We start from the raw sequence: 26,406 nt of genomic DNA on the forward strand, positions 1-26,406 counted from the left end.
TGGCAGTGGGCAGTTTGTCGATGCGCGGCTCAAACCGCAGGTAGAAGTCGCCATAAGGCCGTCTGGCACCGCACCGGCGAACAGGTGTGGGGCCACGCGGTGTTTGACATCGTCAATCGCGGTGACGCCAGGTGTTGATACGCGGCGGGCTCCCGGCCTCGGGAAGGGATGGGGCCGTCAGGGAACTCGCGGGCTCGCGCACCTGAGCGGAGGCGACTCCCACGTCTCCACCCGCGGCGTCACACCCGGCGTCCCGCCTGCCGTTGCTGCTGGCGAAGCGTAGCGGCGGGTGGGATTCCAGGTATTGCAAACGCTGGCAAGAAGGAAGCCGATTCATCGACCATGGCCGGCGCCTAGCCCGTTCATAGTCACTTGTTCCGAGCGGCGTCGGTGCCAGCCTCGCCCACAACATGTTCTTGGAGCAGAGATGACGACCAACATCGCCATCAAGACCCAGCATTCGGCGGTCCGGCCTGGTGCCGACAGCGTCTTTCAGCGGATTGCCTCGCTGCGAACAATCGTGGGCGGTGTGTTCGGTCGCTGGCTGCGGTCAGATCGGGCTGGGGGTGTGCTTGCACCGACCTGCTCGCCGTTCAACCGAGATGCCGGAAAAGTGGAGGTGGCGTCCGCCTACCTGCGCGGCACGGACGTGTGGGCATACGTTGCCGGGTCCTGGCTTCCTGCCCGCGTCGTCGACGTTGACGGGAACTCGGGGCTCGTTACCTACCGTGTTCCGGGCAGCCGTATGTGGCTGGTGGAGTCAGTGCATGCGTCGCACCTCGTGCGCCGATGCAGTGGCGAGAGCCGGTCGTCGGTGCCATCTGCGCGCGGGACGTCCGCACATCTGGCGGGGGAGCTGTGACAGCAACTCCCACGGCAAGACTCACCGCCACCCGTAGGCGCATCTACGCCGTACTCATTGCCCAGCCAAAGCGCCACTGGACCGTGCGGACCCTCGCCGACGCGCTGTCGGCGCACGCGAGCGTCAATGAGAATGCGGTCAGGGACACTGTCCACCTTCTCCTCGTCCAACGTCTCTTGCAGCAGGTGCCGCACCACCGCGGACTCACCGTGGCGCTCACGGCAGGTGGCGAACAGGCACTCACCGTTGCGCTGCGTCGCGATACGAGACCAGACGGGGGCCATTGAGCGGAGAAGCGCCAGTTGCCGAGGCGTGTACGTCGGAACGTGGCGTACATGGGTCCGCAAAGCAAAAGGCAGAAGAGCACTAGCTCCCTGCCACCTCTAACTTATACCGCATTAGGGGTCTTGCCGCAAGACCCGGGTTGTGCCGCAGAATGTCCGGCTGAAGCCAGAACCTGCGCAAATCAGGGATTCATGGAGTACGTGTGCGCACGTCGTGCGCCGCGGACTGCATGGTGCCGCTGGCCGGGTTGCGACATGGGTGGAAAGTGGGGGTTCATGATCGACGTGATCATCGCCGGTGGCGGGCCGACCGGGCTGATGCTGGCGTGTGAGCTGCGGCTGCACGGCGTGCAGGTGCTCGTGCTGGAGAAGGAGACGGAGCCGGCCGCGTTCGTGCGCGCGCTCGGTCTGCACGTGCGCAGCATCGAGGTGATGGACCAGCGGGGTCTGCTGGAGCGCTTCCTCGCCAACGGCAAGCAGTATCCGCTCGGCGGCTTCTTCGCCGGTATCGACAAGCCCACGCCCAGCCTGGACACCGCGCACGGCTACGTCCTCGGCATCCCGCAGCCCGTCAGCGACCGCCTGCTGGCCGAGCGGGCCGCCGAACTCGGCACCGAGGTGCGGCGCGGCTGCGAGGTGGTGGGGTTGAGCCAGGACGAGCAGGGGGTGAGCGTCGAGCTGGCTGACGGGACGCAGCTGCGTGCGCGTTATCTGGTCGGGTGTGATGGCGGCCGCAGCACGGTGCGCAAGCTGCTCGGCGTCGCCTTCCCCGGCGAGCCGTCCAGGAACGAGACGCTGCTGGGCGAGATGGCGGTGGGGATGCCGGCCGACGAGATCGCGGCCGTGGTGGCCGAGGTCCGCAAGACCCAGAAACGCTTCGGCCTCGGGCCCTTCGGGGAGGGGGTGTACCGGGTGGTGGTGCCGGCAGAGGGGGTGGCCGAGGACCGCTCGGTGCCGCCGACCCTCGACGAGTTCAAGCAGCAGCTGCGGCGGTACGCCGGCACCGACTTCGGGGTGCACTCGCCGCGCTGGCTGTCGCGGTTCGGTGACGCCACCCGGCAGGCCGAGCGCTACCACGTCGGGCGGGTGCTGCTGGCCGGGGACGCGGCGCACGTCCACCCGCCGACCGGTGGGCAGGGCCTCAACCTCGGCATCCAGGACGCGTTCAACCTCGGCTGGAAACTGGCCGCCGAGCTGGACGGCTGGGCGCCCGAGGGGCTGCTGGAGAGCTACCACACCGAGCGGCACCCGGTGGCCGATGACGTGCTGAACAACACCCGGGCGCAGATGGAGCTCATGTCGACCGAGCCGGGCGCGCGGGCGGTGCGCCGACTGGTGTCGGAGTTGATGGACTTCGAGCAGGTGAACCGGCTGCTGATCGAGAAGATCACCGCGATCGGGGTGCGGTACGACTTCGGCGACGGGCACGAGCTGCTCGGCCGGCGGATGCGCGACGTCGAGCTGAAGGGCGGGCGTCTGTACACGCTGATGCACAGTGGTCGCGGGCTGCTGCTCGACCAGACCGGCGGGCTTTCGGCCGCGGGGTGGGCCGATCGGGTCGACCACGTCGTCGACGTCAGCGAGGAACTGGACGTGCCCGCCGTGCTGCTGCGGCCGGACGGGCACGTGGCGTGGGTCGGTGACGACCAGCAGGAGCTGCTTGACCGGCTGCCTCGCTGGTTCGGCGCGGCCGTCGCCTGAGTGCGCGGGTAGGGATGCAGGGACGGGGCCGGGTCGGTGCGGCACCGCACCGGCCCGGTCATCGGATCCCGGCGATGGTCGCGCGGGCGTGGCGGCCGCATCGTGGCGATTACCATCAGATGGTGCTGAAAGGAGTGAACCGGGCCGTTCTGCGCCTGCGCGCCGGGGTCGGGCTGATCGTCGTCTCCTGGCTGCCGATCGCCCAGGTCGTCATCTGGACGTCGGGCCTGAGCGGGCACGCCGCGGATGACACTCGCCTGTGGATCTGGTCCGTGCAGTGGCTGGTGGGCTTCGTCGGGCTGGCCCTGGCGGGGGTCGCCGCGAAGGCGGCCATCAAGGCAGCGGGCTGGCGCAAGCTTCCTCGAACGCTCTGGCACATGTTCTGGACGGGCCACGCCGACGCGGCTCCGCTGTCGCCGATGGACGTCCCGCCCCCGTGACGGCCCCGGGCCGTCCGGCGTCACGTGGCCGGCGCGGTCTCCCAGGTGCGGATGAGGTCGCCGACGCGGCGCAGCGCCGTCCGGACCCGTGCGGTCCAGCCGTCGTCGCCCAGCAGGATCATCGCTTCGCCGCCGAGGAACGACGTGCCCACCAGGACGGCGAGCTCGGCGGCGGTGAACGGGCCGAGCGAGCCGATCCGGGTCTCGGCTTCGCGGGCGACCTCTTCGAGCAGGTTCATCCAGCTCTGCAGCATGGTGAGCACCCGCTGCGCGACCATGGCGTCGGACCAGCCCGCGGCGATCATCTCCTGCAGCACGCGTACGTAGCCGGAGGCGAGGTCGTCGTCGAGGAAGTCGCAGGCTTGCTCGTAGCGTTTCCACAGCGGCTCGGACGCGGCGTACATCTGTCGCTGCCGGTCGACCAGCCGCGCGTTCTCGTGGTCGAGCAGCGCGAGGACCATGCCCTGCTTGCCGCCGAAGTGGTAGTGGATCTGGCTGAGCGAGACGCCTGCCTGGTCGGCCACCTTGCGGGTGGACAGGTTGGCGTATCCCTCCGACAGCAGGCACGACCGGGCCGATTCCATGATCTTCGTCGATGTCGTGCTCAATGCATACCCCTTGTTCGGTCGATCGACCGAATGTTAACGTACCGCAGATTCGGTCGGTCGACCGAACGAGAAGGGAGGATGCCATGACCCGGCGGATTCTGGCGCTCGGCTACGGCGGGCTCGCCTACGCCGCGTTCCTCGCGGCGATCACGTACACGATCGGCTTCCTGGCCGACGCGGTGGTGCCCAAGGGCGTCGACGACGGCGCGACCGGCCCGGTCTGGCTCGCGGTGGCCGTCGACGCGGGCCTGCTCGGCGTGTTCGCCGTCCAGCACAGCGTCATGGCCCGGCCCTGGTTCAAGCGGTGGTGGACCCGCTTCATCCCGGCGGCCGTCGAACGCAGCACGTTCGTGCTCCTGTCCAGCCTCGCCGTCGGGCTGCTGCTGTGGCAGTGGCGGCCGCTGACCGCGCAGGTCTGGTCGGTCGAGACGCCGTGGCTGCGCGTCCTGCTGTGGACGGTCTGCGGGCTGGGCTGGGGCGTGCTCGTGCTCAGCACGTTCCTCATCGGGCACTTCGACCTGTTCGGGCTGCGTCAGGTGCTGGCGCGGGCCAGGGAGAGCGGCTACGCCGAGCCGGGGTTCCGGCAGCCGATGCTCTACCGGGTCGTCCGCCGCCCGATCATGGTCGGTTTCATCATCGCCTTCTGGGCCACGCCCGACATGAGCGCCGGTCACCTGCTCTTCGCCGCCGCCGCCACCGGATACATCCTGATCGCGGTGCGGTTCGAGGAACACGACCTGCGCCAGGCCCTGGGGGAGCCATACGAGCAGTACGCCCGGCAGGTGCCCCGGTTCGTGCCCCGGGTGCGCCCCGTCTCGGAGCGGGTGGAGGCCTGACGATGCGGGCTCGGGAGGCCGACGTCGAGGGGTACGTCGAGCACGGCGGGGTGCGCGTCCACTACGAGGTGCACGGTGCGGGGGGAGGTGACCGTCCTGCTCATGCCGACCTGGACCGTCATCGACAAGCGGTTCTGGAAGGCGCAGGTCCCCTACCTGGCCCGGCACCACCGCGTGGTGGTCTACGACGGCCCCGGCAACGGCCGCTCCGACCGCCCGCAGGATCCGGCCGCCTACGCGCAGGACGCCCAGGTGGCGTACGCGCTGAAGGTCCTCGACGCCACCGGGACCGCCCGCGCCGTCCCGGTGGCGCTGTCCATGGCCGCGAACTGGGCGCTGGGCCTCGCGGCCGAGCATCCGGATCGGGTCCACGGCACGGTCCTGATCGGCCCGACGGTGCCCATCGCCACCCCGGATTCGGCCCGGTCTGCCTTCAACCGCGTCGACGGCCCGGCGCCCGTGCTCGCGCCGTCGCAGGTGCCGGGTCTCGGCAGTGATCCGCCCGAGCACTGGCTGAAGTACAACCGCGAGTACTGGCGGGAGGACTTCGACGACTTCCTGTGGTTCTTCATGGGCCAGTGCTTCAGCGAGCCGCACTCCACCAAGCAGATCGAGGACGCCGTCGGCTGGGGCCGGCAGACCACACCGGAGGTGCTGGTCGCCAAGAGCCACGCCCCGTGGCCGGACAACCGGACCCTCACCGCGTGGTGCGCCCGCATCACCAGCCCGGTGCTGCTCATCCACGGCGACGACGACCGGATCAGCTCCATCCACCGCAGCCGGGTCCTCGCCGAGCTGACCGGCGGCGACCTGGTGACCCTGGAAGGAGCCGGGCACATTCCGCTCGCCCGGGACCCGGTCAAGGTGAACCTGCTGCTCCACGAGTTCGCCCAGCGCTTCCGGACGCCCGCGTCGCAACGGCGGACCTGGTCGCGGTTCGGGCACCGGCGCAAGCGGGTGCTCTACCTGTGCTCGCCGATCGGGCTCGGCCACGCCCGCCGCGACGTGGCCATCGCCGCCGAACTCCGGCAGCGCCATCCCGAGGTCCAGATCGACTGGCTGGCGCAGCACCCGGTGACGACGGTGCTCGCGCAGGCCGGGGAGCGCCTGCACCCGGCGAGCCGGTGGCTGGCCAACGAGTCCGCGCACATCGAGGCCGAGGCGGGCGAGCACGACCTGCACTGCTTCGAGGCGCTGCGGCGCATGGACGAGGTGCTGCTGGCCAACTTCATGGTGTTCCACGACGTCGTGCGGGAGACCGACTACGACCTCGTGGTCGGCGACGAGGCCTGGGACGTCGACCATTTCCTGCACGAGAACCCGGAACTCAAGCGGTTCGCGTACGCGTGGTTCACCGATTTCGTGGGGTTCCTGCCGATGCCCGACGCCGGTCCGCGCGAGGCGCTGGTCACGGCCGACTACAACGCCGAGATGATCGAGCACATCGCGCGGTATCCGCGGATCAGGGATCGGGCGATCTTCGTCGGCAACCCCGACGACGTCGTGGACGAGCGGTTCGGCCCGGATCTGCCGATGATTCGCGAGTGGACCCGGGAGCACTACGACTTCGCCGGGTACGTCACCGGATTCGATCCCGCCACGGTCGCCGACCGGCAGGCCCTGCGCGCCGAACTGGGCTACCGGCCCGACGAGCGGGTCTGCGTGGTGACCGTGGGCGGCTCCGGGGTCGGCCGGCACCTGCTGCGCCGGGTCGTGGACTCCTACCGGGAGGCGGCCAGGCTCGTGCCGGGGCTGCGGATGCTCGTCGTCACCGGCCCGCGCATCGATCCGGCATCGGTCGACTCCCGACCGGGCCTCGACGTGCGGGCGTTCGTGCCGGACCTGCACCGGCACCTGGCCGCGAGCGACCTCGCGGTGGTGCAGGGCGGCCTGACCACGTGCATGGAACTGACCGCGGTCGGCCGTCCCTTCATCTACATCCCGCTGCGCCACCACTTCGAGCAGAACTTCCACGTGGCGCACCGGCTCGAACGGTATGGCGCCGGACGCCGCCTCGACTACGAGGAGCTGACGCCGGAGGTCCTCGCCAAGGCCATCGCGGCCGAGATCGGGCGCGACGTCGCCTACCGGCCGGTGGAGCGCGACGGCGCGGCACGCGCCGCCCACCTGCTGGCAGAACTGCTGTGACGGGGCCGGTCGCGGTGGGCCGGTCTCAGTCCAGCGGGCCGTCGCCCGGACCGTCGGGATCGTCCACCACGTGCATCGCGGCCTCCTCGGCGCTGGCGCCGCCGCCGTCGATGCCGACGTCCCAGGCCACCGAGTCGGCCTGCTCGTCCTCGCCGAAGCCCTGGTCGTCGGCCACGAGTCGGCCGGCGCGCGGCTCGCGCTCGTAACCGCGCCGGATCAGCTCGTCCTCGTCCTCGTCGACCGTCTCGGCGTACGGGTCGATGTCCGGCTCCTCCTCGGCCAAGAGCTGGTCCAGGGTCTCGCCGGCCAGGGCCTCGGCCGGTGTCGTGCCGAAACGGTTGGCGCCGGACCAGCGGTCGGCCGCCACCACGCCCGTGTCGAGGGGATCGGTGACCGGATCGCCGTCGAGGGTGTCGGAGGCGTCGAGCACCCCTTCGTCCTCGATCTCATCCCACTGGCCGAGGTCGTCGATCCTGTCGCCCTGCTCGCTGTCCTGGCTCATCGCTCCTCCGGCTCCCTCCGGTGCGGCCGGTCAAATGCCAGCATAACGCTCAAGCAGTCCCGATCAACCCTCCTCCCGACCGGCCGGATCCGCAACGCCCGGGCGCGGCGACCGCAGGCCGAGGTCCTCCAGCCAGCGCACCAGCTGCCGGTGCACCGCGTCCGCGCCGATGAACGACGTCGATGCCGTCCACGCGGCAGGATGGATCAGGACCGGTCGGGTCTGCCATCCGCCCAGCCCGCCGTGGCAGCCGACCAGCTCCTCGAACGCGGCCACCTCTCCGGTCGTGGGGTCCAGCAGGCTGTTCAGCACGATGTCGCCGACGTGGGGCAGGGTGTCGTGCCGGCTGAGGTCGTCGGCGGCGTGCGGACCGAACCCGGCCAGGGGATCCGTGCCGTCGATCCGGCCGTCGGCGAGGCAGCGGACGCCGTCGCGGCCGAGCACGACCGGTCCGCGGGCACTCGACCGGACCATCGCGAACCCGACGCCCGGGTGGGTGACCAGGCCGGTCAGTAGATTCGGGTGCCGCGCCTCGATCTCCTCCAGCGTCAGCCGGCGGCGTTCCCGGGCGAGATACACCATGCCCAGGTTGCCGGACGCGACGACGACCAGGTCCGCGCCTTGGGGCGAGCCGGGCACGGGCGGTTCCTCCTGCGCTCGCAGCACGCTGTCGGTCAGCTTGCCGACGACCCGCTGCTCGCCGCTGACCTCGGTGAGCAGGGCACGGACCCGGCCCCACTGCTCGTTGTCGGACGCGGTGGCCACCTCCGTGCCGTCCGGCGACATCAGCCGCCGGACCAGGGCCTCCAACGTCATCCCGTATCGCTGGAGGAACGTCGCGCCCTGACTCTGCCCGTGATCGGACAGGACGACGAGGTGGTACGGGCGCGGCGCGCTCGCCGCGAGCTTCTCCAGCGTGCCCAGCACCCAGTCGGTGCCGTCCAGCGAGGCCAGCGACTCGGCCCGGGTCGGTCCCGCGTGGTGGGCGATCTCGTCGTAGTCGACGAGATCGCAGTAGATCGCCGGCGCGCCCCGCATCATGTGCTCGGCCGCCAGGTTCAGGTTGAGGTCGCGCAGCAGCACGTTGGTCACGCCGCGCAGCGCCACGTAGGACGCGGCGCGGTGCACCCGCGGCTCGATGTCGCGGGCCCGCTGCCGCCGGGCCTGGAACACCTCCTTGACCATCTCCCCGGCCGTCAGCACCAGCGATCGGGTCAGCCCGAACGGATCGACCAGATAGGCGCTGACCTCCCGGGTCGGGCCGCGCCGGGCGCCCCTGCGGGCCACCGTGCTCATGGTCAGCAGGCTGACCGGCGCGTCGCCGGAGAACACGTTGCTCAGGCTCACCCCGCCGTCGGCGAGCAGGCCCCGACCGTCGGAGAAGCTCCGCTCGACGTACTCGGCGTCCTTGGGGTGGTTGGTGACGACCAGGCGGCCGGTCTCCTTCTCCAGCCAGCGGAACGCGGGCACCTGCCCGCTGGCCCCGTGCAGCAGGCCAGCCTGGCTGGCCGGTGTCGTCGCGGGCAGCTGCGCGTGCCATTCGACGAGACTGTGGCTGCCGGAGCGGACCCACCGGGTCAGCGTCGGCAGGTTGCCGGCCTGGATCGCCCAGCGCGCCAGCGGCGCCGACAACCCGTCGATCTGGATCATCACGACACCCGGGACCGCCGTGGTGAGGGCCTGGCTGCGGGTCTTCCTGGTGGTCCGCAGCAGGTGTGCCAGCACGGCCGAGTCGTCGCCCGCGGTGACCACCCACATCCCGGCGCTGACCAGGATCGAGTAGATCCACGAGGCCCAGAACGCCGGCCAGAAGCCGCTCACCTGGATGTGCGGGGCCAGCGACAGGGCCAGGTAGACGAGCACCGCCTGGATCGACAGCCAGCCCGCCACGACACCGGCCCAGCCGAGCCGGGCGGCGAACGCGGCCAGCAGCGGCCGCAGCACCGCCGCCGCGATCGCCAGCAGCACCGCGGCCAGCAGCACGTCCCACCCGGTGCTCGCGGACAGCCCCGGCACGACGGCGATCGCGATGCTCAGCGCCGCCCAGTCGAGCAGCAGCACCGGGACCGCGGTGCGCAGCCGCGCCCACGGCCGCCAGGAACTCAGGGCTGCCATGTCAGCCCACTGCCCGGAGCCAGCACCCGCACCTCGGTGGGCAGCTCGCGGGCCGCGACGGCGGCGGCGAAGGCGCGGGCCGGTTCCCGGAGCCGGTCGGCGTAGAGCAGCTTCAGCCCGTACGGGAACAGCGTGCCCCAGTGCACGGGCACGGCCCGGCGCGGGCGCAGCCTGGCCACGGCTTCGGCGGCACGCTGCGGGTTCAGGTGCCCGGGCCCGAGGTTGGGTCCCCAGCCCCACACCGGGATCAGGGCCAGGTCGAGGTCGGGGCACAGGTCGCGCATCCCGGGGAACAGATCGGTGTCGCCGGCGAAGTAGACGGCGGTCCGGCCGGACCCGATGAGGTATCCGACGGCGGCGGCCCGGGGTCCGAAGGGCTCCCGCCGGCCGTCGTGGACCGCTGGGGTCGCCGTGACGGTCACCGCGCCGATCGAGTGGGACTCACCGGCCTTCAGCGTGACGACCCGCGGGAATCCACGCCGCCGGAGGAAGTCTCGGGCTCCGTCGGGCGCGATGACGCGGACCTCGCGGCCGAGCAGTGCGAGCGAGCGCAGGTCGCAGTGGTCGTGGTGCAGATGGGACAGCACGACGGCGTCGACGTCGGAGTGATCGCCGGGCGAGACCGGCGCGACGACCCGGCGCAGGAAGGTGAGCCGCCGGCGCAGCACGGGGTCGGTGAGCACCCGCACGCCGTCGAGATCGAGCAGCACCGTCGAGTGGCCCAGGAACACCAGTGAGCACGACACGCGGAGCCCTTCCGGCAGGCGACAGGGTTGCCCCTCGAATGTCGCACCGCCCCCGGCGTGCCGGGCCGGAATCCGGCATTGCCCCGCCGCCGCGTCCCGCGAGCCTGGCGCCTGCCGCCGGCGCGGCGGTGCGCATCGACGCTGATGCGAAACTCGGGGGAACTTCGCGATGCTGCTGATAGAGGGCTTAACGTGTCCCCATGGGCGCGAGGCGCGCCCGCCATCCAGTCGACCAGAGGAACAGCGATGCCGACCGTCCCCCTTCGAGACCGTGCCGCCTGGAAGGCGCTGGAGTCGCACCACGCCGAACTGGCCGGGCGCGACCTGCGCGAGCTCTTCGCCGCAGACCCGGACCGCGGTGAGCGGTTGACCGCCGAGGCAGCCGGGCTCTACCTCGACTACTCGAAGAACCTGATCACCGACGAGACGCTGCGGCTGCTGGTGCGCCTGGCCGAGGAGTCCGGGCTGGCCGAGCACCGCGACGCGATGTTCCGGGGTGAGCCGATCAACGTCTCGGAGCACCGCTCGGTCCTGCACGTCGCACTGCGTTTGCCGAAGGGCGCTTCCCTGGTCGTCGACGGCGTCGATGTCGTCGCGCAGGTCCACGAGGTGCTGGACCGGATGGCCGCCTTCGCGCGGCGGGTCCGCTCCGGCGACTGGAAGGGCCACACCGGCAAGCGGATCAGGAACATCGTCAACATCGGCATCGGCGGCTCCGATCTGGGGCCGGTCATGGCGTACGAGGCGCTGCGCCACTACACCGACCGCGATTTGACGTTCCGGTTCGTGTCCAACGTCGACGCGACCGACTTCGTCGAGGCGACCCGTGACCTGTCCGCCGACGAGACCCTGTTCGTCATCTCGTCCAAGACCTTCGGCACGCTGGAGACGCTCACCAACGCCCACTCGGCCCGCGACTGGCTCGTGTCCCGGCTGGGCACGCCCGACGCGGTCGCGAAACACTTCGTGGCGGTCTCGACCAACGCCGAGCGGGTCGCGGAGTTCGGCATCGACACCGCGAACATGTTCGGCTTCTGGGACTGGGTCGGCGGCCGCTACTCGATGGACTCCGCGATCGGCCTGTCGACGATGGTCGCGATCGGCCCGGAGCAGTTCCATGACCTGCTCGCCGGCTTCCACGAGATGGACGAGCACTTCCGCAGCGCGCCGCCGGCGGAGAACCTGCCGGTGCTGATGGGCCTGCTGGGCGTGTGGTACGCGAACTTCTTCGGCGCGCAGACGGTCGCCGTCCTGCCCTACGAGCAGTACCTGAAGCGGTTCCCGGCCTACCTGCAGCAGCTGACGATGGAGTCCAACGGCAAGCACGTGACCCTGGTCGGCGACCCGGTCGACTACGACACCGGCGCCGTCTACTGGGGCGAGCCGGGCACGAACGGCCAGCACAGCTTCTACCAGCTGATCCACCAGGGCACCCGGCTGATCCCGGTCGACTTCATCGGGTTCGGCAAGAGCCTGAACCCCCTGGGCGAGCACCACGACCTCCTGGTGTCCAACGTGTTCGCGCAGGCCCAGGCGCTGGCGTTCGGCAAGACCGAGGACGAGGTGCGGGCCGAGGGCACGGCCGCCGACGTGGTGCCGCACCGGGTGATGCAGGGCAACCGCCCGAGCAACGTGCTGCTCGCCGAGCAGCTGACGCCCCGCCTGCTCGGCTGCCTCGTCGCCCTCTACGAGCACATTGTCTTCACCCAGGGCACGATCTGGGGCATCGACTCCTTCGACCAGTGGGGTGTGGAACTCGGCAAGCAGCTCGCGGCCCAGATCGCGCCCGAGCTGACCAGCAGCACCGAGCCGGAGCTCGGCCACGACTCCTCGACGAACACCTTGATCCGCCGCTACCGGAGCCTCAAGGCGTAGGCGCAGCCGACGGGCACCGGCGTGGTCCGGTGCCCGTCTCCTGCGGTTGCCGTAGTTCGCCGGCTGAGGCTGCCGGGCACGACTGATCGCTTAACCTGGTCGTGGGGGTGTGGAATGCGCCGGATCGTCCTGGTGGGGCTCGTGTTGTGGCTGGTGGCCGGTGTGGCGGCAGCGGCGAAGCGCGACTATTTCACCGGGGCTCCGGCCGACTGCGACCGCGTCACGACGATCGCGGCCACGGCCCTTGCCGGCCCGCTGAACTACGTGGGCGCCGACCCGAACGTCAGCTGCTGAGCTGCTCGTCGGCGGGAGTGCGCCCGGTCAGGGGCCCGGTCAGCTGGTCGCGGCGGCGGACGAGGTACGCCGTCTCGGCGGTGTTGCCGGCCAGCGCGATGGCCCGGTCGTACGCCGCCCGCGACTGCGTGCTGCGGCCCAGCCGGCGCAGCAGGTCGGCGCGGGTGGCGTGGAAGGCGTGGTAGCCCTCCAGTGGCAGCCGGTCCACCTCCGCCAGGGCTACCCCCGGCCCGTCCAGTTCGGCGACCGCTATCGCCCGGTTGAGCCGCACGATCGGCGAGGGATCGAGCCGGACCAGCTGGTCGTACAGCGCGACGACCTGCGACCAGTCGGTGTCGCGGATGTCGCGGGCATCGGTGTGCACGGCGTTGATCGCGGCGAGGATCTGGTAGCGCCCCGGTGCCTGGCCGGTGGCCAGGCGTGCGCGGACCAGGGCGTGGCCCTCGGCGATCAGCTCCCGGTCCCAGGCGCCGCGGTCCTGCTCGCCGAGGGTGACCAGTTCACCGCTCGCCGACACCCGCGCAGTCCGGCGGGCCTCGGTGAGCAGCATCAGCGCCAGGAGCCCGGCGACCTCGCCGTCGGCCGGCAGCAGGGCACGGACCAGCCGGGTCAGCCGGATGGCCTCGGCGGTCAGGTCGGCCCGGACCGCCTCCTGCCCGGGGTCCGAGGCCAGGTAACCCTCGTTGAAGATCAGGTAGAGGACGGCGAGCACCCCGGTGACCCGGGCCGGGAGGTCCTCGCGCGACGGCACGCGATACGGGATCCGCGCCGCCTTGATCTTCGTCTTCGCGCGGGTGATCCGCTGACCCATCGCGGTCTCCTGGACCAGGAACGCGTGGGCGATCTCGGGCACGGTGAGCCCGCCGACCATACGCAGGGTCAGCGCGACCCGCGTCTCCATGGCCAGCGCCGGGTGGCAGCAGGTGAAGACCAGGCGGAGCCGGTCGTCGTCGATGGCGCCGAGCGGTTCGGGGGTGTCGGACAGCATCAGCGCCTCCCGGTGCTTCTCCTCGCGCCTGGCCTCGCGGCGGACCCGGTCGACGGCCTTGCGGTGGGCGGTGGTGGTCAGCCACCCGCCGGGGTTGGGCGGGACACCGTCGACCGGCCAGCGCTCGACGGCGGTCGCGAACGCCTCGGCGGCCATCTCCTCGGCGATGTCGAGGTCCCCGAAGCGCCTGGCCAGGGTGGCGACCACCCGGGCCCACTCGGCGCGGTGGGTCCGGGCGATCACCTCGCCGACGTCGGTCATGCGGTCAGGAACGGCCGGAGCTCGACTCGGCGGTTGCAGCTCTGCGACCCCTGGGCGGCGAGCCGGAGCGCCACGTCGAGGTCGGCCGCCTCGATGATCCAGAAGCCGGCGACGTGCTCCTTCGACTCCAGATACGGCCCGTCGGTGAACACCGGCTCCCCGCCGCGGCCGTCGATGACGGTGGCCGTGTCGGGCGAGGCGAGGCCTCCGGCGAACACCCAGTGGCCGTCGGCCTGAAGCTGGGTGTTGAAGACGTCGATCGCGGCCATCTCCTCGTCGGTGGCGAGGTCGTTCGAGTCGAACAGCACGGACATCAGGTACTGCGCCATCGGGATCATCTCCTGTCGTGGTGCGGCCGCTGCCGACAGCGGCCTGTCACCTCTGCTACGAACGCCGCCGGCCCGGTCCGACACGCCCCGCCGAGATTCTTCGAGGAGTCTGCAACGCCACGGTACGCACGGGACGTGCGGGTCAGGGTCCGTGCGGGGAGCGCACGCGGTGCTTCAGCGCCATGGGCGGCACGTACTCGTCGACGAGGGTGCGGTGCCACCAGGCGCCGGTGGCACGCCGCTCCGCGCGGGTGGTGAACCGGTAGCGGTAGAGCAGTGCCCGGACGTAGGTCGGCGGCTGGGCCGGGAACGGGTTGCCGCGCAGCAGCCGCAGCAGCGCGCGGTCGCCGGCGAGCAGGCGGCCGACCACGTCGAGCAGCCAGGGGTGGGCGTACAGCGGGGACATGGCCGCGAACCACATCAGCCAGTCCAGGCGCAGGTGGTACGGCGCGAACTGCCCCGGCAGCCGGCGGGGGTCGCCGGGTTTGCCCTTGAAGCCGTACTCCCGCCAGACCGTGTGCGGGCCGAGGGCCGACTCGTCGGTGCCCTCGATGACGATCTCGTGGCGGACCTTGGTGACGCTGCCGAACGCGCCGTAGGTGTTGACCAGGTGCAGCGGTTCGAAGCTGAAGTTCATCAACTGGTGTCGCGAGACCAGGTTGCGGGCGGGCCGGTAGCTGAGCACGATCACCAGCGCCGCGGCGGCGAGCACGAGCGCCTGGTACCAGGGCGGTCCGGTCGCGGCCACGCCGGTGCCCAGCAGCGGCGACAGATCCAGCGCCGAGGCGGCCAGGATGATCGCGATCCAGTTCAGCCAGGAGAAGTTGCCCGACGCGACCAGCCACAGCTGGGTGACGATGATGACCGCGGCGGCCGCGCTCGCGACCGGCTGCGGCAGGAACAGGCCGAACGGCACGACGAGCTGGGTGACGTGGTTGGCGGCCACCTCCGCGCGGTGCAGCGGGCGGGGCAGGTGGTGGAACCACCAGCTCAGCGGGCCGGGCATGGGCTGCGTCTCGTGGTGGTAGTACAGGCAGGTCAGGTCGCGCCAGCAGCGGTCGCCGCGCAGTTTGATGAGCCCGGCGCCGAATTCGAGCCGGAACAGCAGCCAGCGCAGCAGCCAGAGCATGACGACCGGTGGGCCGGCCCGGGCGTTGCCGAGGAAGATCGCCAGGAAGCCGGCTTCCAGCAGCAGGCTCTCCCAGCCGAATCCGTACCACAGCTGGCCCACGTTGACGATCGACAGGTACAGCAGCCACAGCAGCGACCACATCGCCATCGCGGCCCACAGCGGCACCGCGTCGCCGACGCCGACGACCAGCGCGGCGGACACCGCCACCCCCGTCCACGCGACCGTGGTCAGCAGGCCGTCGGAGTAGCGCAGGTGGAAGATGCTGGGCGCGCGCCGCCACGGGGTGCGGGCGAGGAACCGCGGCACGGGGGTGAGGCCGTGCTCGCCGAGCAGCACCCGGAACTGGTTGGCGGCCACCAGGAAGGCGAGCAGGTAGACGGCGGCGAGCCCGCGCTGGAACAGCAGCCGGCTCCACCAGTACTCGGGCGCGGTGAACCAGTCCATGTCAGCACTCCGCGTCGCCCGGCACCCGCACGCCGAAGACCCGCCGCAGCGCCACCCGGGCCGCGTGGAAGCCGCACATGCCGTGCACGCCCGGTCCGGGTGGGGTGGACGACGAGCACAGGAACACGGCCGGGTCCGGGGTGGCGTAGGGGACCGGTGCGAAGTTCGGCCGGAACAGCAGGCGCAGGCCTTCGCAGCTGCCGCCGGCGATGTCGCCGCCGAGGTAGTTGAGGTTGCGCCGCTGGATCTCCGCGGGTCCGGCGACGGCTCGGGCGAGCACGAGGTCACGAAAGCCCGGCGCGAACCGTTCCAGCTGCGCCTCGATCGCCGGGGTGAGGTCGCCGGTCCAGCCGTTGGGCACGTGGGCGTACACCCAGCACACGTGGGACCCGGCCGGGGCGCGCGTGGGGTCGTGGAGGCTGGGCTGTGCGGTGATCAGGAACGGCGGGTCGGGCGCGGCGCCGTGGTGCACGGCTTGCAGCGCGGCGCCGATGTCGGTGTCGTGCGGGCCGACGTGCACGGTGCCCGCCCGCCGGCAGGCCGGCGACGTCCACGGCACCGGTCCCGACAGCGCATAATCGATCTTGAAGACGGCCGGGCCGGGCTTGGTGCGGCGCAGCCGCTCGCGGTATCGCTCCGGCAGCCGGTTGCCCGCCAGCTCGGCGAGGTGCTTCGGCACGACGTCGAGCAGGTACGCCCGCGCCCGCGGCAGCTCGTCCAGGCTCGTGACCGGGTGTCCGGTGTACACCCGCCCACCCAGTTCCCGCAGGTAGCCCGCCAGGGCATCGGAGATGGACTGGGACCCGCCACGCGCCAGCGGCCAGCCGACGGCGTGCGCGGCCAGGGCGAACATCAGCGCGACACCGCCGGTGCCGGGCGAGCACAGCGGCGAGGTGGTGTGCGCCGCCAGGCCGGCCAGCAGGGCTCGCGCGCGCGGGCCGTGGAACAGCCGCAGCAGGACCGCGGCCGGCAGCGCCGCGGGAATGCCGAAGCGGGCGAGCAGCAGCGGGTGGTGTGCCGGCGCGCCCAGCGGGGGGCGCAGCACGTCCGGCGCCAGCTGGTCCCAGCGGCCCAGAAACGGCCTGACCAGCCGCCGGTACTGCGCCGCGTCGATGTTCAGCGAGGCGGCGGTCTGCGCCACGGAACGGGTCAGCGTCGCGGCGGTGCCGTCCGGGAGCGGATGTGCCAGCGCCACGTCCGGCTGCAGCCAGTGCAGGCCGTGGCGGTCCAGCGGCCAGGATCGCAGCACCGGCGAGCCCGCGCCGAGCGGGTGCACCGCCGAGCACGGGTCGTGCCGGAAACCCGGCAGGGTCAGCTGCTCGGTGCGCGCGCCGCCGCCCACGGTGCCGGCGGCCTCGAACACGCTCACCCGCAGGCCGGCCCTGGCGAGGGTCACCGCCGCGGCGAGCCCGTTCGGTCCGGCGCCCACCACGACCGCGTCGACGCCGTCCACACCGCCACCAGCCATGGCACCTGCCGTCCTGTGCGGAGCACGAACGTTCGAGGTGCTGCGTACCCGGGCCGCGGCCCGGCCACACCTGTCGCCAGGTGGGCGATGACGCCTATGCGGGGAGCTCGGGGCCCGTCGGCGGCGGGGGCGGTGCCGCGCCGAACTTCTCCAGGACCTGCCCGGCGTCGGTCTGCAGCAGGCTGGCGAGTTCGACCAGAGCCCGCGCGGCGGCAAGATCGTCACCGACGCGTGCCAGGTCAAGGTCGCGGGGATGGCGGTGAGCGGTGCCCGTGCCCTCCAGGCTCGTCCCGTCGCGGCGCAGCCTCGCCACCGCGCGGGTGCACCGCTCCTCCTGGACCTCCTCGATGTCCAGCTCGATGATCCAGCGTGTCTCGTTCGCCATCGTCCACCTCCCGTGGCACCCCTTACATTCTGCCTCGGTGTGACTCTGACCGGTGCTCGCACGTTTCCCGAATCCGGGTCGCGGGGTACTGCCGAGGGCGGACCAAGGCACAGCCCGACCGGATTGGGGGACGGTATGAGGCCCGTCATGCGCGCCGCGGCGTTGCCCGCGGCACTGGCGCTCGCCGCGTTCGCCGCGCAGCCCACACCTGCGCCGCAGGTGGAGGCGGCATTCAGTACCTATGCGCCCGGTGCGGCGGCCGTCACCTACGACACGACGGCGGTGCCGACGGGCGCGACCGTGCGGCTGGCGATCGCCGATGCCGCCACCTCGCCGAAGGTCACCCTCCGGCTCACCGGGCTCGTTCCGGACCGCGCCTACGGCGCGCACCTGCACCAGCGGCCCTGCGGGCCGGACGGTGCCGCCGCCGGACCGCACTACCAGCACACGGCCGACCCGGCGGCCACACCGGAGAAACCGTCCGCCGACCCCGCGTACGCCAACGCGACCAACGAGGTGTGGCTCGACTTCACCACCGGCCCGGACGGCAGCGCGCAGAGCTCGGCGACCCATCAGTGGCCGTTCAACCAGCAGAACCCGCCCCGGTCGCTGATCATCCATGCCGAGCCGACGCAGACCGCCGCCGGCCACGCCGGTATGGCCGGCGCGCGGCTGGCCTGCGTCAACCTTCCCTGACCGCCGTCACATGGGCGGCGGTGGGACCGGCGGGATGGGTGACGGCGCCGGCGGCGGAGGTGTGGGCGGGGGAGCGGGCTGGGGCGGTTCCGGTGCCGGCATGGGCTGCACGGGATCGCGAGGGTCGGTGATGGTCGACATTTCTGCCTCCTGCTGACGATGCCTGTGCCGTACCCCGCCGGGGGCCGGGACCAAACCGGGGATCATCGCCTCGGGAGCCGCTCGGCCGCCGCGGACGTCGGCGGTTCAGCTGTGGTACGCGAGCGCGTGTGCTGGGTAGGGGGTGGGCACAGGAGGAGGTGGGTGCGGTGTCACTGCGTCCGGAGGAACAGGCACTTCTCGCAGGGCTGGCCGAGCAGACCCGAGCCGGTGACCCGGCTTTCGTCATGGGCTTGAGCACCGGTGTCGTCTGCCCGCCGGTCGAGTACCGCAGGCGCACCGCGGCTCGGCTCGGCTTCGCGCTCGCCGGGGCCGCAGCCGTGCTGGCGATCGCCCTGCTGCTGGTGGGATGGCTGGGTGGCGGGCTGGTCGCCCTGTTCGCCGCGACGGGTGCGGGCGTCGCCGCTCGGCGGTGCGCGCTACAGCCCGGCGTGACCCGCCACGGTCGTCGCGGTCCGCGGGACGTCCCTGCCTGAGCGCGGGCCTACCGCCGGTGCGGAGCCGGGTCCGGGAACGTGCCGGCCGCGCCGAAATGCTGGACCACGCCTTGGCTGAGCTCGTGCGGTGCGATGCCCAGCTGCGCCGCCGCCGACTGCAGCAGCAGGTCGACGTCGCCGTGGCGGACCGCGTCGAGCAGGTATGGCGCGACGGTCCGGTTGGCGCGGACCCGGGCCTCCGGCCAGTCGGCGTGGAAACCCTCGGGGAACGCCGTGGCCAGCGCCCGCTCCGCGCCGAGCAGCGGCAGCGGCCGTTCGGCGGCGAGCAGGTCGAGCAGCGCCTCGTCGGCGCCACGGGCAGCCAGCAGCGCGGCGATGTCCTTGTACGCGGCGGGTCCGGTGCCCAGGACCCGGCCGTGCGGCCAGGTGACGGCGAGCGGGTAGGCCCGGTCCAGGGCTCTGGCACCGGCGTCGTCGGCATCGAACGACATGATCAATGAGGTGTCGGGTCCGGCGTCGGCGGCGAGCAGCGCCAGCTGGGCTGCGGTGAACGCGGTGCCACACGGGGCGACGGTGACCGTGGTGACGCCGTCGCGGGCCAGCCCGGCGTAGGCCAGGTGCGCGGCGATGGCGTCGGTGGGCCCTTCGACGACGACGAACTGCGATGGTGCACCGTGCTGCCGCAGCTGCGGTGCGAGGCCGTAGAGCAACTCGCTCTTGCGGAAGACCGCCGTCGCCGGGGTGTTGTAGAACTTGGCCTTGCTGCGTCCGGAAAGGTCGCGGCCGGTGAACCCGGCGATCTGCCCGCCGGGGGCGTGGATGGGGAACATCAGCCGGTCGCGGAACAGGTCGTACAGTCCGCCGTCGTGCAGCCGGCTCGCGGCGACCAGGCCGGCGTCGAGCAGGACCCGGGCGGAGAAACCGAGGGCGCGCAGGTGCCGCAGGAGGGCGTCGCCGCTGGGCGGGGCGACGCCGAGCTGCCAGCCGCTTTCGGCGTCGGCGGCCGTGGTGATGCCTCGCGACCGGAGGTAGGCGGCGGCGGCGCGGCTCGCGGGCAGGTGGGCGGCGAAGAACGCGGCGGCGGCGGCGTTGGCGGCGTGCAGCGCGGCCCGGTCCGTGGCCTGCGCGTCCGGTGTGACGACTGCCGTTCGGTCCGGTCGGCGCTGCGTCGGGATCCGAGCAGGGCGGCTCGGCGTGGGTGCGGTCGCCGCGGCCCGGTGGAGCGCGTGTCGCAGGCGGGCCGTGAGGCTGTCGGCAGCGCTGATGACGGCCGCGGCGCAGTCGACGACGGCTCGGTCGGGGGCTGCCGGGTCCAGTGCCCCGGCCCAGCGGCGGGGCTCGGGCAGGGCGGTGTCGGGCGGCTGGAGACCGAACCGCCGCGCGATGATCTGCGCTATGCCGGCGGCCTGCACGAGGCGGGCCGGGCCTGCGGGCAGCATGCGCTGCGCCAGGTGATGGACCAGGTGACCGGCGGTGGCGGAGATCGGCAGGTTCGCGGCCAGGTCGAGCCGGTCGCCGTCGGCGCGGGCCGCGGCCGGGAGCCCCTGGCGCAGCCGCACGGTCAGCCCGGCGCGGTCGGCCAGCGCCGCCAGGGCGGCCACCACCGGCACGAGATCAGGCTGGGGTCGCCGCGGTGAAGGCGCGGCATTGGTCTGCGTGATGTCGAAGACTTTGACGACGTCGACGGCGCCGCCCGCGCCGTCCGGCGGTCGCAGCAGCGCCAGGCCGCGCTCGCCGCGGCGGACGTGGACGCCTCGTGCCCGCCACTGGTCGTAGGTGGCCAGTTCGGTGGCGTCGGGGCACTGGCGTGCGATCAGCAGGACGTCGTTGACGCTGCGGCCGGGGTGGCGGGCCGCGACGTCGAGCACGCGGCTCCAGCCCTGCGCGCCGGTGAGGTCGGCGACCGCCAGTCGCAGGGTGAGCATGGTGGCGTGGAGCAAGGCGCGGTTGCCGGGGTGCGTCCGAGTGGTCATGTCTCACCTGCCCGCCTGCCGGATCCTGGTGGAGTCGGTCCAGAGCCGGCATATCGAGGTTAAGCGCTGGGTCCGACAGTCCGAGCCGTGCTCAGCGGGCACCGCACGCCCGACCCGCGAACCGTGGTGTGTCCCATGGCGAAAGTGGTCGGGCCGGCAGGTGAATGCTTCGCGGCGTTCGGTCTGCGGTCCCCATCGGGCCGACGGTGCGGAGCCGCATCGGGCTGCTGGTTCGTGCGTTGCGCCGGGTCAGGAAACATGCCGGAAAACTGCCGGGAATACCCGCGCAAAGACAGTAGTGACAAAGAAATCAATCACTGGCCTTTACCGTGTCCTCGGCTATGCTCATGCCTTAATCACCCGTCAGAGACGCCGGGACCGAGGTGGCACCGCATCCCCCGCGCCATCGGCTCGCGCCGGTGCGGACGCCCGTTCGGTGCGAACCGCGAACGACGGAGGCGAACCGTGGAAATCCTGCTCCTGGTGACCGCACGTGCCGGTGAACCATCGGCCGTCCTTCCCGCGATCGACCTGCTGCCGCACACGGTGCGCACCGCCCCCCGCGACGTGCGCACCCTGGTGTCGGCGCCCACCCCGGACGCGGTGCTGGTGGACGCGCGCTCCGAACTGTCCGAGGCCCGGGCGACCTGCCGGATGCTGCACGCGACCGGCATCGGTGTGCCGCTGATCGCGGTGGTCACCGAGGCCGGCCTGGTCGCCATCAACGCGGACTGGGGCGTCGACGACGTCATCCTGGCCACCGCCGGTCCCGCTGAGGTCGAGGCGCGGCTGCGGGTGTCGACCGGGCGTCTGCACTCGGCGACCGCCGCCGCCGGCGGCGTGATCCGTGGCGGCGAGCTGACCATCGACCCGGACACGTACGCGGCGAAGCTCAAGGGACGGCACCTCGATCTCACGTACAAGGAGTTCGAGCTGCTGAAGTTCCTGGCCCAGCACCCGGGCCGGGTGTTCACCCGCGACCAGCTGCTGCGCGAGGTGTGGGGCTACGACTACTTCGGCGGCACCCGCACGGTCGACGTGCACGTGCGGCGCCTGCGCGCCAAGCTCGGCTCGGAGTACGAAGCCATGATCGGCACCGTGCGCCAGGTCGGCTACAAGTTCGTGCTCCCGTCGTCGCGCCCGCAGTTCTCCGACGACGTCGAGTCGAGCCTCGCCGACGCGCTCCTGGTGGACCTCAACCTGGCCGGCTGACACCCCGGACCGTCACTCACTTCGTCAGGCCGCTGGATCCCACGTGATCCAGCGGCCTGACGCTTTGCGGCGCGGCCGTGCCGGTGGAGGCGGGTGAAGGAAAAGACCGGACATCAGAAAATCTTTGCAAGACATCTTCATAGATACATCGACATGCGCTATGTTCTTGCCGGCACGGTCTCCTCGCTCCCCCACGAGAGGCGCACACATGATCGGCAACTCCGGCGCGCGCCGCCGCACCCTGCTCGCCGCGGCCGCGGGTCTGGCGGTGGCGCCCTTCGCGGCCGGCCCCGCATTCGCCGCGGTCCCCAAGGTCTACATCGATCCCGGCCACGGCGGCACCGACCCCGGCGCAGTCGCCAACGGACTGCAGGAGAAGACGCTCACCCTCAACATCGCGCTGCAGACGCGCGACATCCTGAAGGCGAGCTGGAACGTCGACGTGCGCCTGTCGCGCACCACCGATGTCACGCGCAGCCTCGCCTACCGCACCGACGACGCCAATGCGTGGGGCGCGACGATCTTCGTGAGCATCCACATCAACGCCGGCGGCGGCAGCGGATTCGAGAGCTACCGGTATCCGGGCGTGGGGTCCACCACGGTCCGCCTGCAGAACCTCGTCCACACCAACGTGCTGTCCGGGATGCGGTCGGTCGCCTCGGTCACCGACCGCGGGCAGAAGAGTGCCGACCTGCACGTGCTCCGCGAGAGCAACATGCCCGCGGTGCTCACCGAGAACCTGTTCATCGACACCGTGGCCAACGCCAATCTGCTCAAGCGCGCCGACTTCATCACGGCCACCGCCCGCGGCCACGCCAGGGGCATCGCTGCCTTCCTGGGCATCTGACGCGCCCTGTCCGTCATCCCGGCGCCGGCACGGCGCCCGCATCAGCCCGCCGTGGACGGGAAACCGGTCCTCGGCGGGCTGATGCGGGACACCGCGGCGTCAGGTGCCCTTGGGTCCGAGATCCTTCTCGGCGAGCACGGTCTCGCGGCGATGGCGGCGACGCAGCGCGCCGGCCACTCCGGCCGCCGTCGCGCCCGCGAGCACGGTGAAGATCGCCAGCCGGGCGCCGACCGACATGCCGTTGCCCTGCGTGCCAGTCCCGGGCATCGCACACCTCCTGTCACCGCAGCATAGGCGCGGACACTGCCGCCGCGACGGCGTTGTCGCGGCAGAGTGCGCCCCAGGCGGGTCGCGTGCGGGTGCCCGCCTCCGCGGGCGGGCTCGGGGATTGCCGGCACTCGCCGCCGGTCCGCCACGCGGCTGTTAAGGTCAAAAAGAACATAACGGACCCTTCTGGCCCGTCGCCGATGCTGCCGCCCTGGCGGGCGTCAGGAACGGGGGAACGCCATGACGAGCACGACGACCGCCGGCACCCAGCCCCGCGTGGCTGTCATCACCGGCGGTTCACGCGGGATCGGCCGCGAATCGGCGCGCCTGCTCGCCGCCGACGGATGCGCCGTCGTCGTCTGCTCCCGCAACCAGGACGAGGCCGACGCGGTCGCCAAGGAGATCACCGCAGCCGGCGGGTCGGCGCTCGCCATGCGCGCCGACGTCTCGGACGAGGCTTCGGTCGCGGCGCTGTTCGACGCGGCAGAGTCGACCTACGGCGGGGTCGACGTGGTCGTGCACGCCGCGGCGCATGCCGGTCTCGGACGCACCTCGGCGGTCGCCGAACTCGACCTGGGAGTGCTCGACGTGCTCTACCGCACCAACATCCGAGGCACGTTCATGGTGGCGCAGCAGGCCGCGCGCCGGGTGCGCACCGGCGGCGCGATCATCACGTTCTCCACCGCCGTGGTGCGGCTGGCCATGCCGGGTTACGCGGCATACAGCGCGAGCAAGGCCGCGATCGAGGCGTTGACCCTGATCCTGGCGCGTGAACTGGGCAGCCGGGACGTCACCGTCAACGCGGTGGCGCCCGGGCCCACCGCGACGGAGCTGTTCCTGGAGGGCAAGGACGACGCGACTCTCGCCGGGTTGGCCGCCCGGGCTCCGACCAACCGGCTCGGCACGCCGACGGAGATCGCCGAAGTCGTCGCGTTCCTGGCCCGCCCGGCCGGTCACTGGGTCAACGGCCAGGTCATCCAGGTCAACGGCGGCGTGCTCTGACGGCCGGGCCCCGTCCGGTCAACCAGTCCGTGAAGTGTGTGCTGCCCAGCTGCCACGGCCGCGCGGGCACCAGCGTCGTGTCGTCGACCGCCGCTCCGAAGTAGTAGGTCGCCGGGTCGGCCACGACGGCACGGGGGTCGTGCCGGGCGACCAGCAGCCGCCGGACGAGCTCGTCCTGGCGCAGCCGCTCGGGTCCGGCGATGTCGAGGCGGCCACCACAGGGTTCGCCTTCGGCGATGTCCGCCAGGATCGCGGCGGTGTCCTGGGCGGCGATCGGCTGCATGAGCACCGGTGACAGGCGGATCATGCCGCTGTCCCGGCTGCTCACGCAGGCGATGCTGGTCAGGAACTCGAAGAACTGGGTGCAGCGCACGATGGTGTACGGCACCAGCCCGTATCCGATCAGCTGTTCCTGGGCGGCCTTGGCGCGCATGTAGCCGCTGGCGGGCATACGGTCCGCGCCGACCACCGACAGCGCCACGTGATGGCGCACCCGGGCGGCCAGTTCGGCGGACAGCAGGTTGCGCCCGGAGGTCTGGAAGAAGTCCATGGCCGCGGCGTCGCCGAACGACGGCGCGTCGGTGACGTCGACGACGGTGTCGGCCCCGGCGACCGCGTCGCCGAGGCCGGTTCCGGCCACGGTGTCGACTCCCGTGCCGGGGGCGGCCGCCACGACGTCGTGGCCCCGGATCCGCAGTTGCCGGGTGAGGTGCGAGCCGATGAGGCCACTGGACCCGATGATGGTGATCTTCATGGTTGACGGCTCTCCTTCCCGGTTCCCCGGCCGGACGTGGTGCTGAGGCGGGCGTCGATGGCTTCGGGTGACTGCGGCTTGCCGTACACGTATCCCTGGAAGACGTCGCAGCCGAGCCGTCGCAGGATCCGCGCCTGTGCCTGCGATTCGACTCCTTCGGCGATGACACCGAGGCCGAGGCTGCGGGCGAGCCGGACCACCGTCGCGATCAGGACGCAGTCGACCCGCTCGGCGAGCTCGTCGTCCGGCGGGGTGACGAACTGCCGGGCGAGTTTGAGGTGGTGCACCGGCAGGGAGCGCAGGTTGGTGAGGTTGGCGTAGCCGGTGCCGAAGTCGTCGATGGCGATCCGCACGCCGAGGCGGGCCAAGGCGCGCAGGGTCTCGACAGCCTGTCCGGCGGCCGGCATCATGCTGCTCTCGGTGACCTCCAGCTGGAGCATGGCCGGGTCGATGCCGTGCTGCGCGAGCAGGCCGGCCACCAGGACGGGCAGCGCCGGGTCGTCGGCCTGCGCCGGGGCGAGGTTGACGCTCATGACGAGCGGGTGGTTCGGATGTCGCGCCTTCCACGTGCCCGCCTGCGCGCAGGCGGTGCGCAGCACGAACATCCCGACCTTGTCGATCATCCCGTGTTCCTCGGCCACCGGTATGAACTGTGCCGGGCCGAGCAGGCCGTGCTGCGGATGTCGCCATCGGGCCAGTGCCTCGACGCCGTGCAGCTCGCCGTCGTCGGCCCGCACCATCGGCTGGTACTCCACGAACAGCTCGCCGCGTTCCAGTGCCTGCGGCAGCGCCCGGGCGATCTCGTGCCGGGCGAGCTGCCGGGCGTGCAGGTCCGGGTCGAAGCGGCGGTAGCGGTCGCGGCCGGCGGACTTCGCCTGCGACAGTGCGGATTCGGCGGCGCTCATCAGCTCGTGGGCGGACCCGAGCTGCGGGGTGTGGGCGACGACGCCGACGCCGGCGGTCACCTGCAGCCGCTGGCCGCCGATGTCCATGGGCAGGCGGATCGCCTGCAGGATGGTGTCCGCGATGTTCGTGACGTCGGTGACGTGAGAACAGGAGGTCACCAGGACGGTGAATTCGTCGCTGCCGGTGCGGGCGAGCAGGCAGCCTTCGCCGAGCACGGCGGACAGGCGCCGGGCGATCGTCTGGAGCAGCTGGTCGCCGACGTCGTGTCCGAGGATGTGGTTGATCGCGGCGAACCCGTCGACGTCCACGTGGCACAGCCCGACCGGGCGCTGCGTGGCGGCGGGGGACAGGGCGGCGAGCAGGGCGTTTCGGAGCATGGCGCGGTTGGGCAGCCCGGTCAACGGGTCGTACATGGTGTGCTGGCGGGACGGATGCGGGTGGGGTATCGGCTGCGTCGGCGGTGTGCGGAGGTTGTCGCCGGGGTGCCCGGCGACGTGGGCGCCTGTGCCGGCGTCGCTGCGGACGGCGGTGTCACGTGGGCCGTGGTCGATGTCGATCTCTGGAACACTCAACTTGTCCGGTCCTCCGGGTTTGCGCCGGTGGCCGGCGCGTTCAGGGAAAGTCGGCCGATGGCGCCGACTGGTCCACGGTCGTCGATGCGGTCCCTGGTCGCCCCAGGGAACCCCCGGGGTCGCGTCCCCTGGGAGCTGGCCACCCCCGGGGGCACGGGGCCAG

Annotated in this window: 25 protein-coding genes; 12 read left to right on the forward strand and 13 right to left on the reverse strand. The window is 71.9% G+C overall.

The features are described from left to right. The first annotated feature begins 427 nt into the window (after nucleotides 1-427). The 3 genes from HAV39_RS12420 to HAV39_RS12430 all read left to right on the forward strand — a co-directional run bounded on the left by HAV39_RS12420 (nucleotide 428) and on the right by HAV39_RS12430 (nucleotide 3,287). Nucleotides 428-862: a hypothetical protein gene (locus HAV39_RS12420; RefSeq protein WP_191839358.1), complete on the forward strand. Its 435-nt coding sequence runs from the start codon at nucleotides 428-430 to the stop codon at nucleotides 860-862. 560 nt (nucleotides 863-1,422) lie between these two features. Then, the gene (rox, locus tag HAV39_RS12425) at nucleotides 1,423-2,847 is read left to right on the forward strand and encodes a rifampin monooxygenase (RefSeq protein WP_191839359.1); all 1,425 of its coding nucleotides are present in this window, start codon (nucleotides 1,423-1,425) and stop codon (nucleotides 2,845-2,847) included. A 122-nt stretch (nucleotides 2,848-2,969) separates the two neighbouring features. Continuing rightward, nucleotides 2,970-3,287 (forward strand): hypothetical protein, encoded by a 318-nt coding sequence (locus HAV39_RS12430; RefSeq protein ID WP_191839360.1) that lies wholly within the window; start codon nucleotides 2,970-2,972, stop codon nucleotides 3,285-3,287. Nucleotides 3,288-3,307: 20 nt separating this feature from the next. On the opposite strand, the gene HAV39_RS12435 is transcribed toward HAV39_RS12430, so the two are convergent. Beyond that, the gene (locus HAV39_RS12435) at nucleotides 3,308-3,895 is read right to left on the reverse strand and encodes a TetR/AcrR family transcriptional regulator (protein ID WP_239120989.1); all 588 of its coding nucleotides are present in this window, start codon (nucleotides 3,893-3,895) and stop codon (nucleotides 3,308-3,310) included. A gap of 83 nt (nucleotides 3,896-3,978) precedes the next feature. On the opposite strand from HAV39_RS12435, the gene mddA reads away from it, so the two are divergent. After that, complete coding sequence (mddA, locus tag HAV39_RS12440) at nucleotides 3,979-4,731, forward strand: methanethiol S-methyltransferase (RefSeq protein ID WP_191839361.1); 753 nt, start codon at nucleotides 3,979-3,981, stop codon at nucleotides 4,729-4,731. Between the two features lie 75 nt (nucleotides 4,732-4,806). Continuing rightward, the gene (locus tag HAV39_RS12445) at nucleotides 4,807-6,879 is read left to right on the forward strand and encodes an alpha/beta hydrolase (protein WP_244958796.1); all 2,073 of its coding nucleotides are present in this window, start codon (nucleotides 4,807-4,809) and stop codon (nucleotides 6,877-6,879) included. 25 nt (nucleotides 6,880-6,904) lie between these two features. Here HAV39_RS12445 and HAV39_RS12450 read toward each other — a convergent pair whose 3' ends face one another. The 3 genes from HAV39_RS12450 to HAV39_RS12460 form a co-directional block, all read right to left on the reverse strand. Beyond that, a complete protein-coding gene (locus tag HAV39_RS12450) occupies nucleotides 6,905-7,381 on the reverse strand; it encodes a DUF5709 domain-containing protein (RefSeq protein ID WP_191839362.1) in 477 nt (158 codons plus the stop codon). Nucleotides 7,382-7,444: 63 nt separating this feature from the next. Continuing rightward, on the reverse strand, nucleotides 7,445-9,496 hold the full coding sequence (locus HAV39_RS12455; protein WP_191839363.1) for a phage holin family protein: 2,052 nt from the start codon (nucleotides 9,494-9,496) through the stop codon (nucleotides 7,445-7,447). Then, entirely contained in the window at nucleotides 9,484-10,242 is a 759-nt protein-coding gene (locus HAV39_RS12460) for an MBL fold metallo-hydrolase (RefSeq protein WP_239120987.1), read from the reverse strand. The genes HAV39_RS12455 and HAV39_RS12460 overlap by 13 nt, the downstream gene beginning before the upstream one ends. A 246-nt stretch (nucleotides 10,243-10,488) precedes the next feature. On the opposite strand from HAV39_RS12460, the gene pgi reads away from it, so the two are divergent. Further along, nucleotides 10,489-12,117: a glucose-6-phosphate isomerase gene (gene pgi / locus HAV39_RS12465; protein ID WP_191839364.1), complete on the forward strand. Its 1,629-nt coding sequence runs from the start codon at nucleotides 10,489-10,491 to the stop codon at nucleotides 12,115-12,117. A 114-nt stretch (nucleotides 12,118-12,231) separates the two neighbouring features. Then, a complete protein-coding gene (locus HAV39_RS12470) occupies nucleotides 12,232-12,411 on the forward strand; it encodes a hypothetical protein (protein ID WP_120315031.1) in 180 nt (59 codons plus the stop codon). On the opposite strand, the gene HAV39_RS12475 is transcribed toward HAV39_RS12470, so the two are convergent. The 5 genes from HAV39_RS12475 to HAV39_RS12495 form a co-directional block, all read right to left on the reverse strand. Further along, a complete protein-coding gene (locus HAV39_RS12475) occupies nucleotides 12,401-13,660 on the reverse strand; it encodes an RNA polymerase sigma factor (protein ID WP_191839365.1) in 1,260 nt (419 codons plus the stop codon). The two genes, HAV39_RS12470 and HAV39_RS12475, sit on opposite strands and share 11 nt — an antisense overlap. Continuing rightward, nucleotides 13,657-13,989, reverse strand: coding sequence for a YciI family protein (locus HAV39_RS12480; RefSeq protein ID WP_191839366.1), 333 nt, complete (start codon nucleotides 13,987-13,989; stop codon nucleotides 13,657-13,659). The genes HAV39_RS12475 and HAV39_RS12480 overlap by 4 nt, the downstream gene beginning before the upstream one ends. 142 nt (nucleotides 13,990-14,131) lie before the next feature. Continuing rightward, nucleotides 14,132-15,565 (reverse strand): lipase maturation factor family protein, encoded by a 1,434-nt coding sequence (locus HAV39_RS12485; protein WP_191839367.1) that lies wholly within the window; start codon nucleotides 15,563-15,565, stop codon nucleotides 14,132-14,134. A gap of 1 nt (nucleotide 15,566) precedes the next feature. Then, entirely contained in the window at nucleotides 15,567-17,033 is a 1,467-nt protein-coding gene (locus HAV39_RS12490) for a phytoene desaturase family protein (RefSeq protein WP_191839368.1), read from the reverse strand. A 94-nt stretch (nucleotides 17,034-17,127) separates the two neighbouring features. After that, a complete protein-coding gene (locus tag HAV39_RS12495) occupies nucleotides 17,128-17,418 on the reverse strand; it encodes a dsRBD fold-containing protein (RefSeq protein ID WP_191839369.1) in 291 nt (96 codons plus the stop codon). A 135-nt stretch (nucleotides 17,419-17,553) separates the two neighbouring features. Here HAV39_RS12495 and HAV39_RS12500 point away from each other — a divergent pair, with 135 nt between their 5' ends. After that, the gene (locus tag HAV39_RS12500; protein ID WP_191839370.1) at nucleotides 17,554-18,114 is read left to right on the forward strand and encodes a superoxide dismutase family protein; all 561 of its coding nucleotides are present in this window, start codon (nucleotides 17,554-17,556) and stop codon (nucleotides 18,112-18,114) included. Nucleotides 18,115-18,422: 308 nt separating this feature from the next. Beyond that, nucleotides 18,423-18,749, forward strand: coding sequence for a DUF3040 domain-containing protein (locus tag HAV39_RS12505; RefSeq protein ID WP_191839371.1), 327 nt, complete (start codon nucleotides 18,423-18,425; stop codon nucleotides 18,747-18,749). Nucleotides 18,750-18,757: 8 nt separating this feature from the next. On the opposite strand, the gene HAV39_RS12510 is transcribed toward HAV39_RS12505, so the two are convergent. Beyond that, the gene (locus HAV39_RS12510) at nucleotides 18,758-20,683 is read right to left on the reverse strand and encodes a toprim domain-containing protein (protein ID WP_191839372.1); all 1,926 of its coding nucleotides are present in this window, start codon (nucleotides 20,681-20,683) and stop codon (nucleotides 18,758-18,760) included. Between the two features lie 465 nt (nucleotides 20,684-21,148). Here HAV39_RS12510 and HAV39_RS12515 point away from each other — a divergent pair, with 465 nt between their 5' ends. Further along, nucleotides 21,149-21,895 carry a winged helix-turn-helix transcriptional regulator gene (locus HAV39_RS12515; RefSeq protein ID WP_244958798.1) on the forward strand — a complete coding sequence of 249 codons (747 nt, stop codon included), beginning with the start codon at nucleotides 21,149-21,151 and terminating at the stop codon, nucleotides 21,893-21,895. A 208-nt stretch (nucleotides 21,896-22,103) separates the two neighbouring features. Further along, a complete protein-coding gene (locus HAV39_RS12520; RefSeq protein WP_191839373.1) occupies nucleotides 22,104-22,742 on the forward strand; it encodes an N-acetylmuramoyl-L-alanine amidase in 639 nt (212 codons plus the stop codon). Between the two features lie 99 nt (nucleotides 22,743-22,841). Here the strand turns inward: HAV39_RS12520 and HAV39_RS12525 are convergent, their stop codons facing one another. Then, complete coding sequence (locus tag HAV39_RS12525) at nucleotides 22,842-23,009, reverse strand: hypothetical protein (RefSeq protein WP_191839374.1); 168 nt, start codon at nucleotides 23,007-23,009, stop codon at nucleotides 22,842-22,844. Between the two features lie 240 nt (nucleotides 23,010-23,249). Here HAV39_RS12525 and HAV39_RS12530 point away from each other — a divergent pair, with 240 nt between their 5' ends. Next, a complete protein-coding gene (locus HAV39_RS12530; protein WP_191839375.1) occupies nucleotides 23,250-24,011 on the forward strand; it encodes an SDR family oxidoreductase in 762 nt (253 codons plus the stop codon). Here HAV39_RS12530 and HAV39_RS12535 read toward each other — a convergent pair. Next, entirely contained in the window at nucleotides 23,992-24,765 is a 774-nt protein-coding gene (locus tag HAV39_RS12535; protein ID WP_191839376.1) for an SDR family oxidoreductase, read from the reverse strand. The genes HAV39_RS12530 and HAV39_RS12535 overlap by 20 nt on opposite strands. Beyond that, the gene (locus HAV39_RS12540) at nucleotides 24,762-26,243 is read right to left on the reverse strand and encodes a putative bifunctional diguanylate cyclase/phosphodiesterase (protein ID WP_191839377.1); all 1,482 of its coding nucleotides are present in this window, start codon (nucleotides 26,241-26,243) and stop codon (nucleotides 24,762-24,764) included. The genes HAV39_RS12535 and HAV39_RS12540 overlap by 4 nt, the downstream gene beginning before the upstream one ends. Nucleotides 26,244-26,406 lie beyond the last annotated feature (163 nt).

Source organism: Catellatospora chokoriensis (assembly GCF_011297315.1).
GTDB lineage: Bacteria > Actinomycetota > Actinomycetes > Mycobacteriales > Micromonosporaceae > Catellatospora > Catellatospora citrea.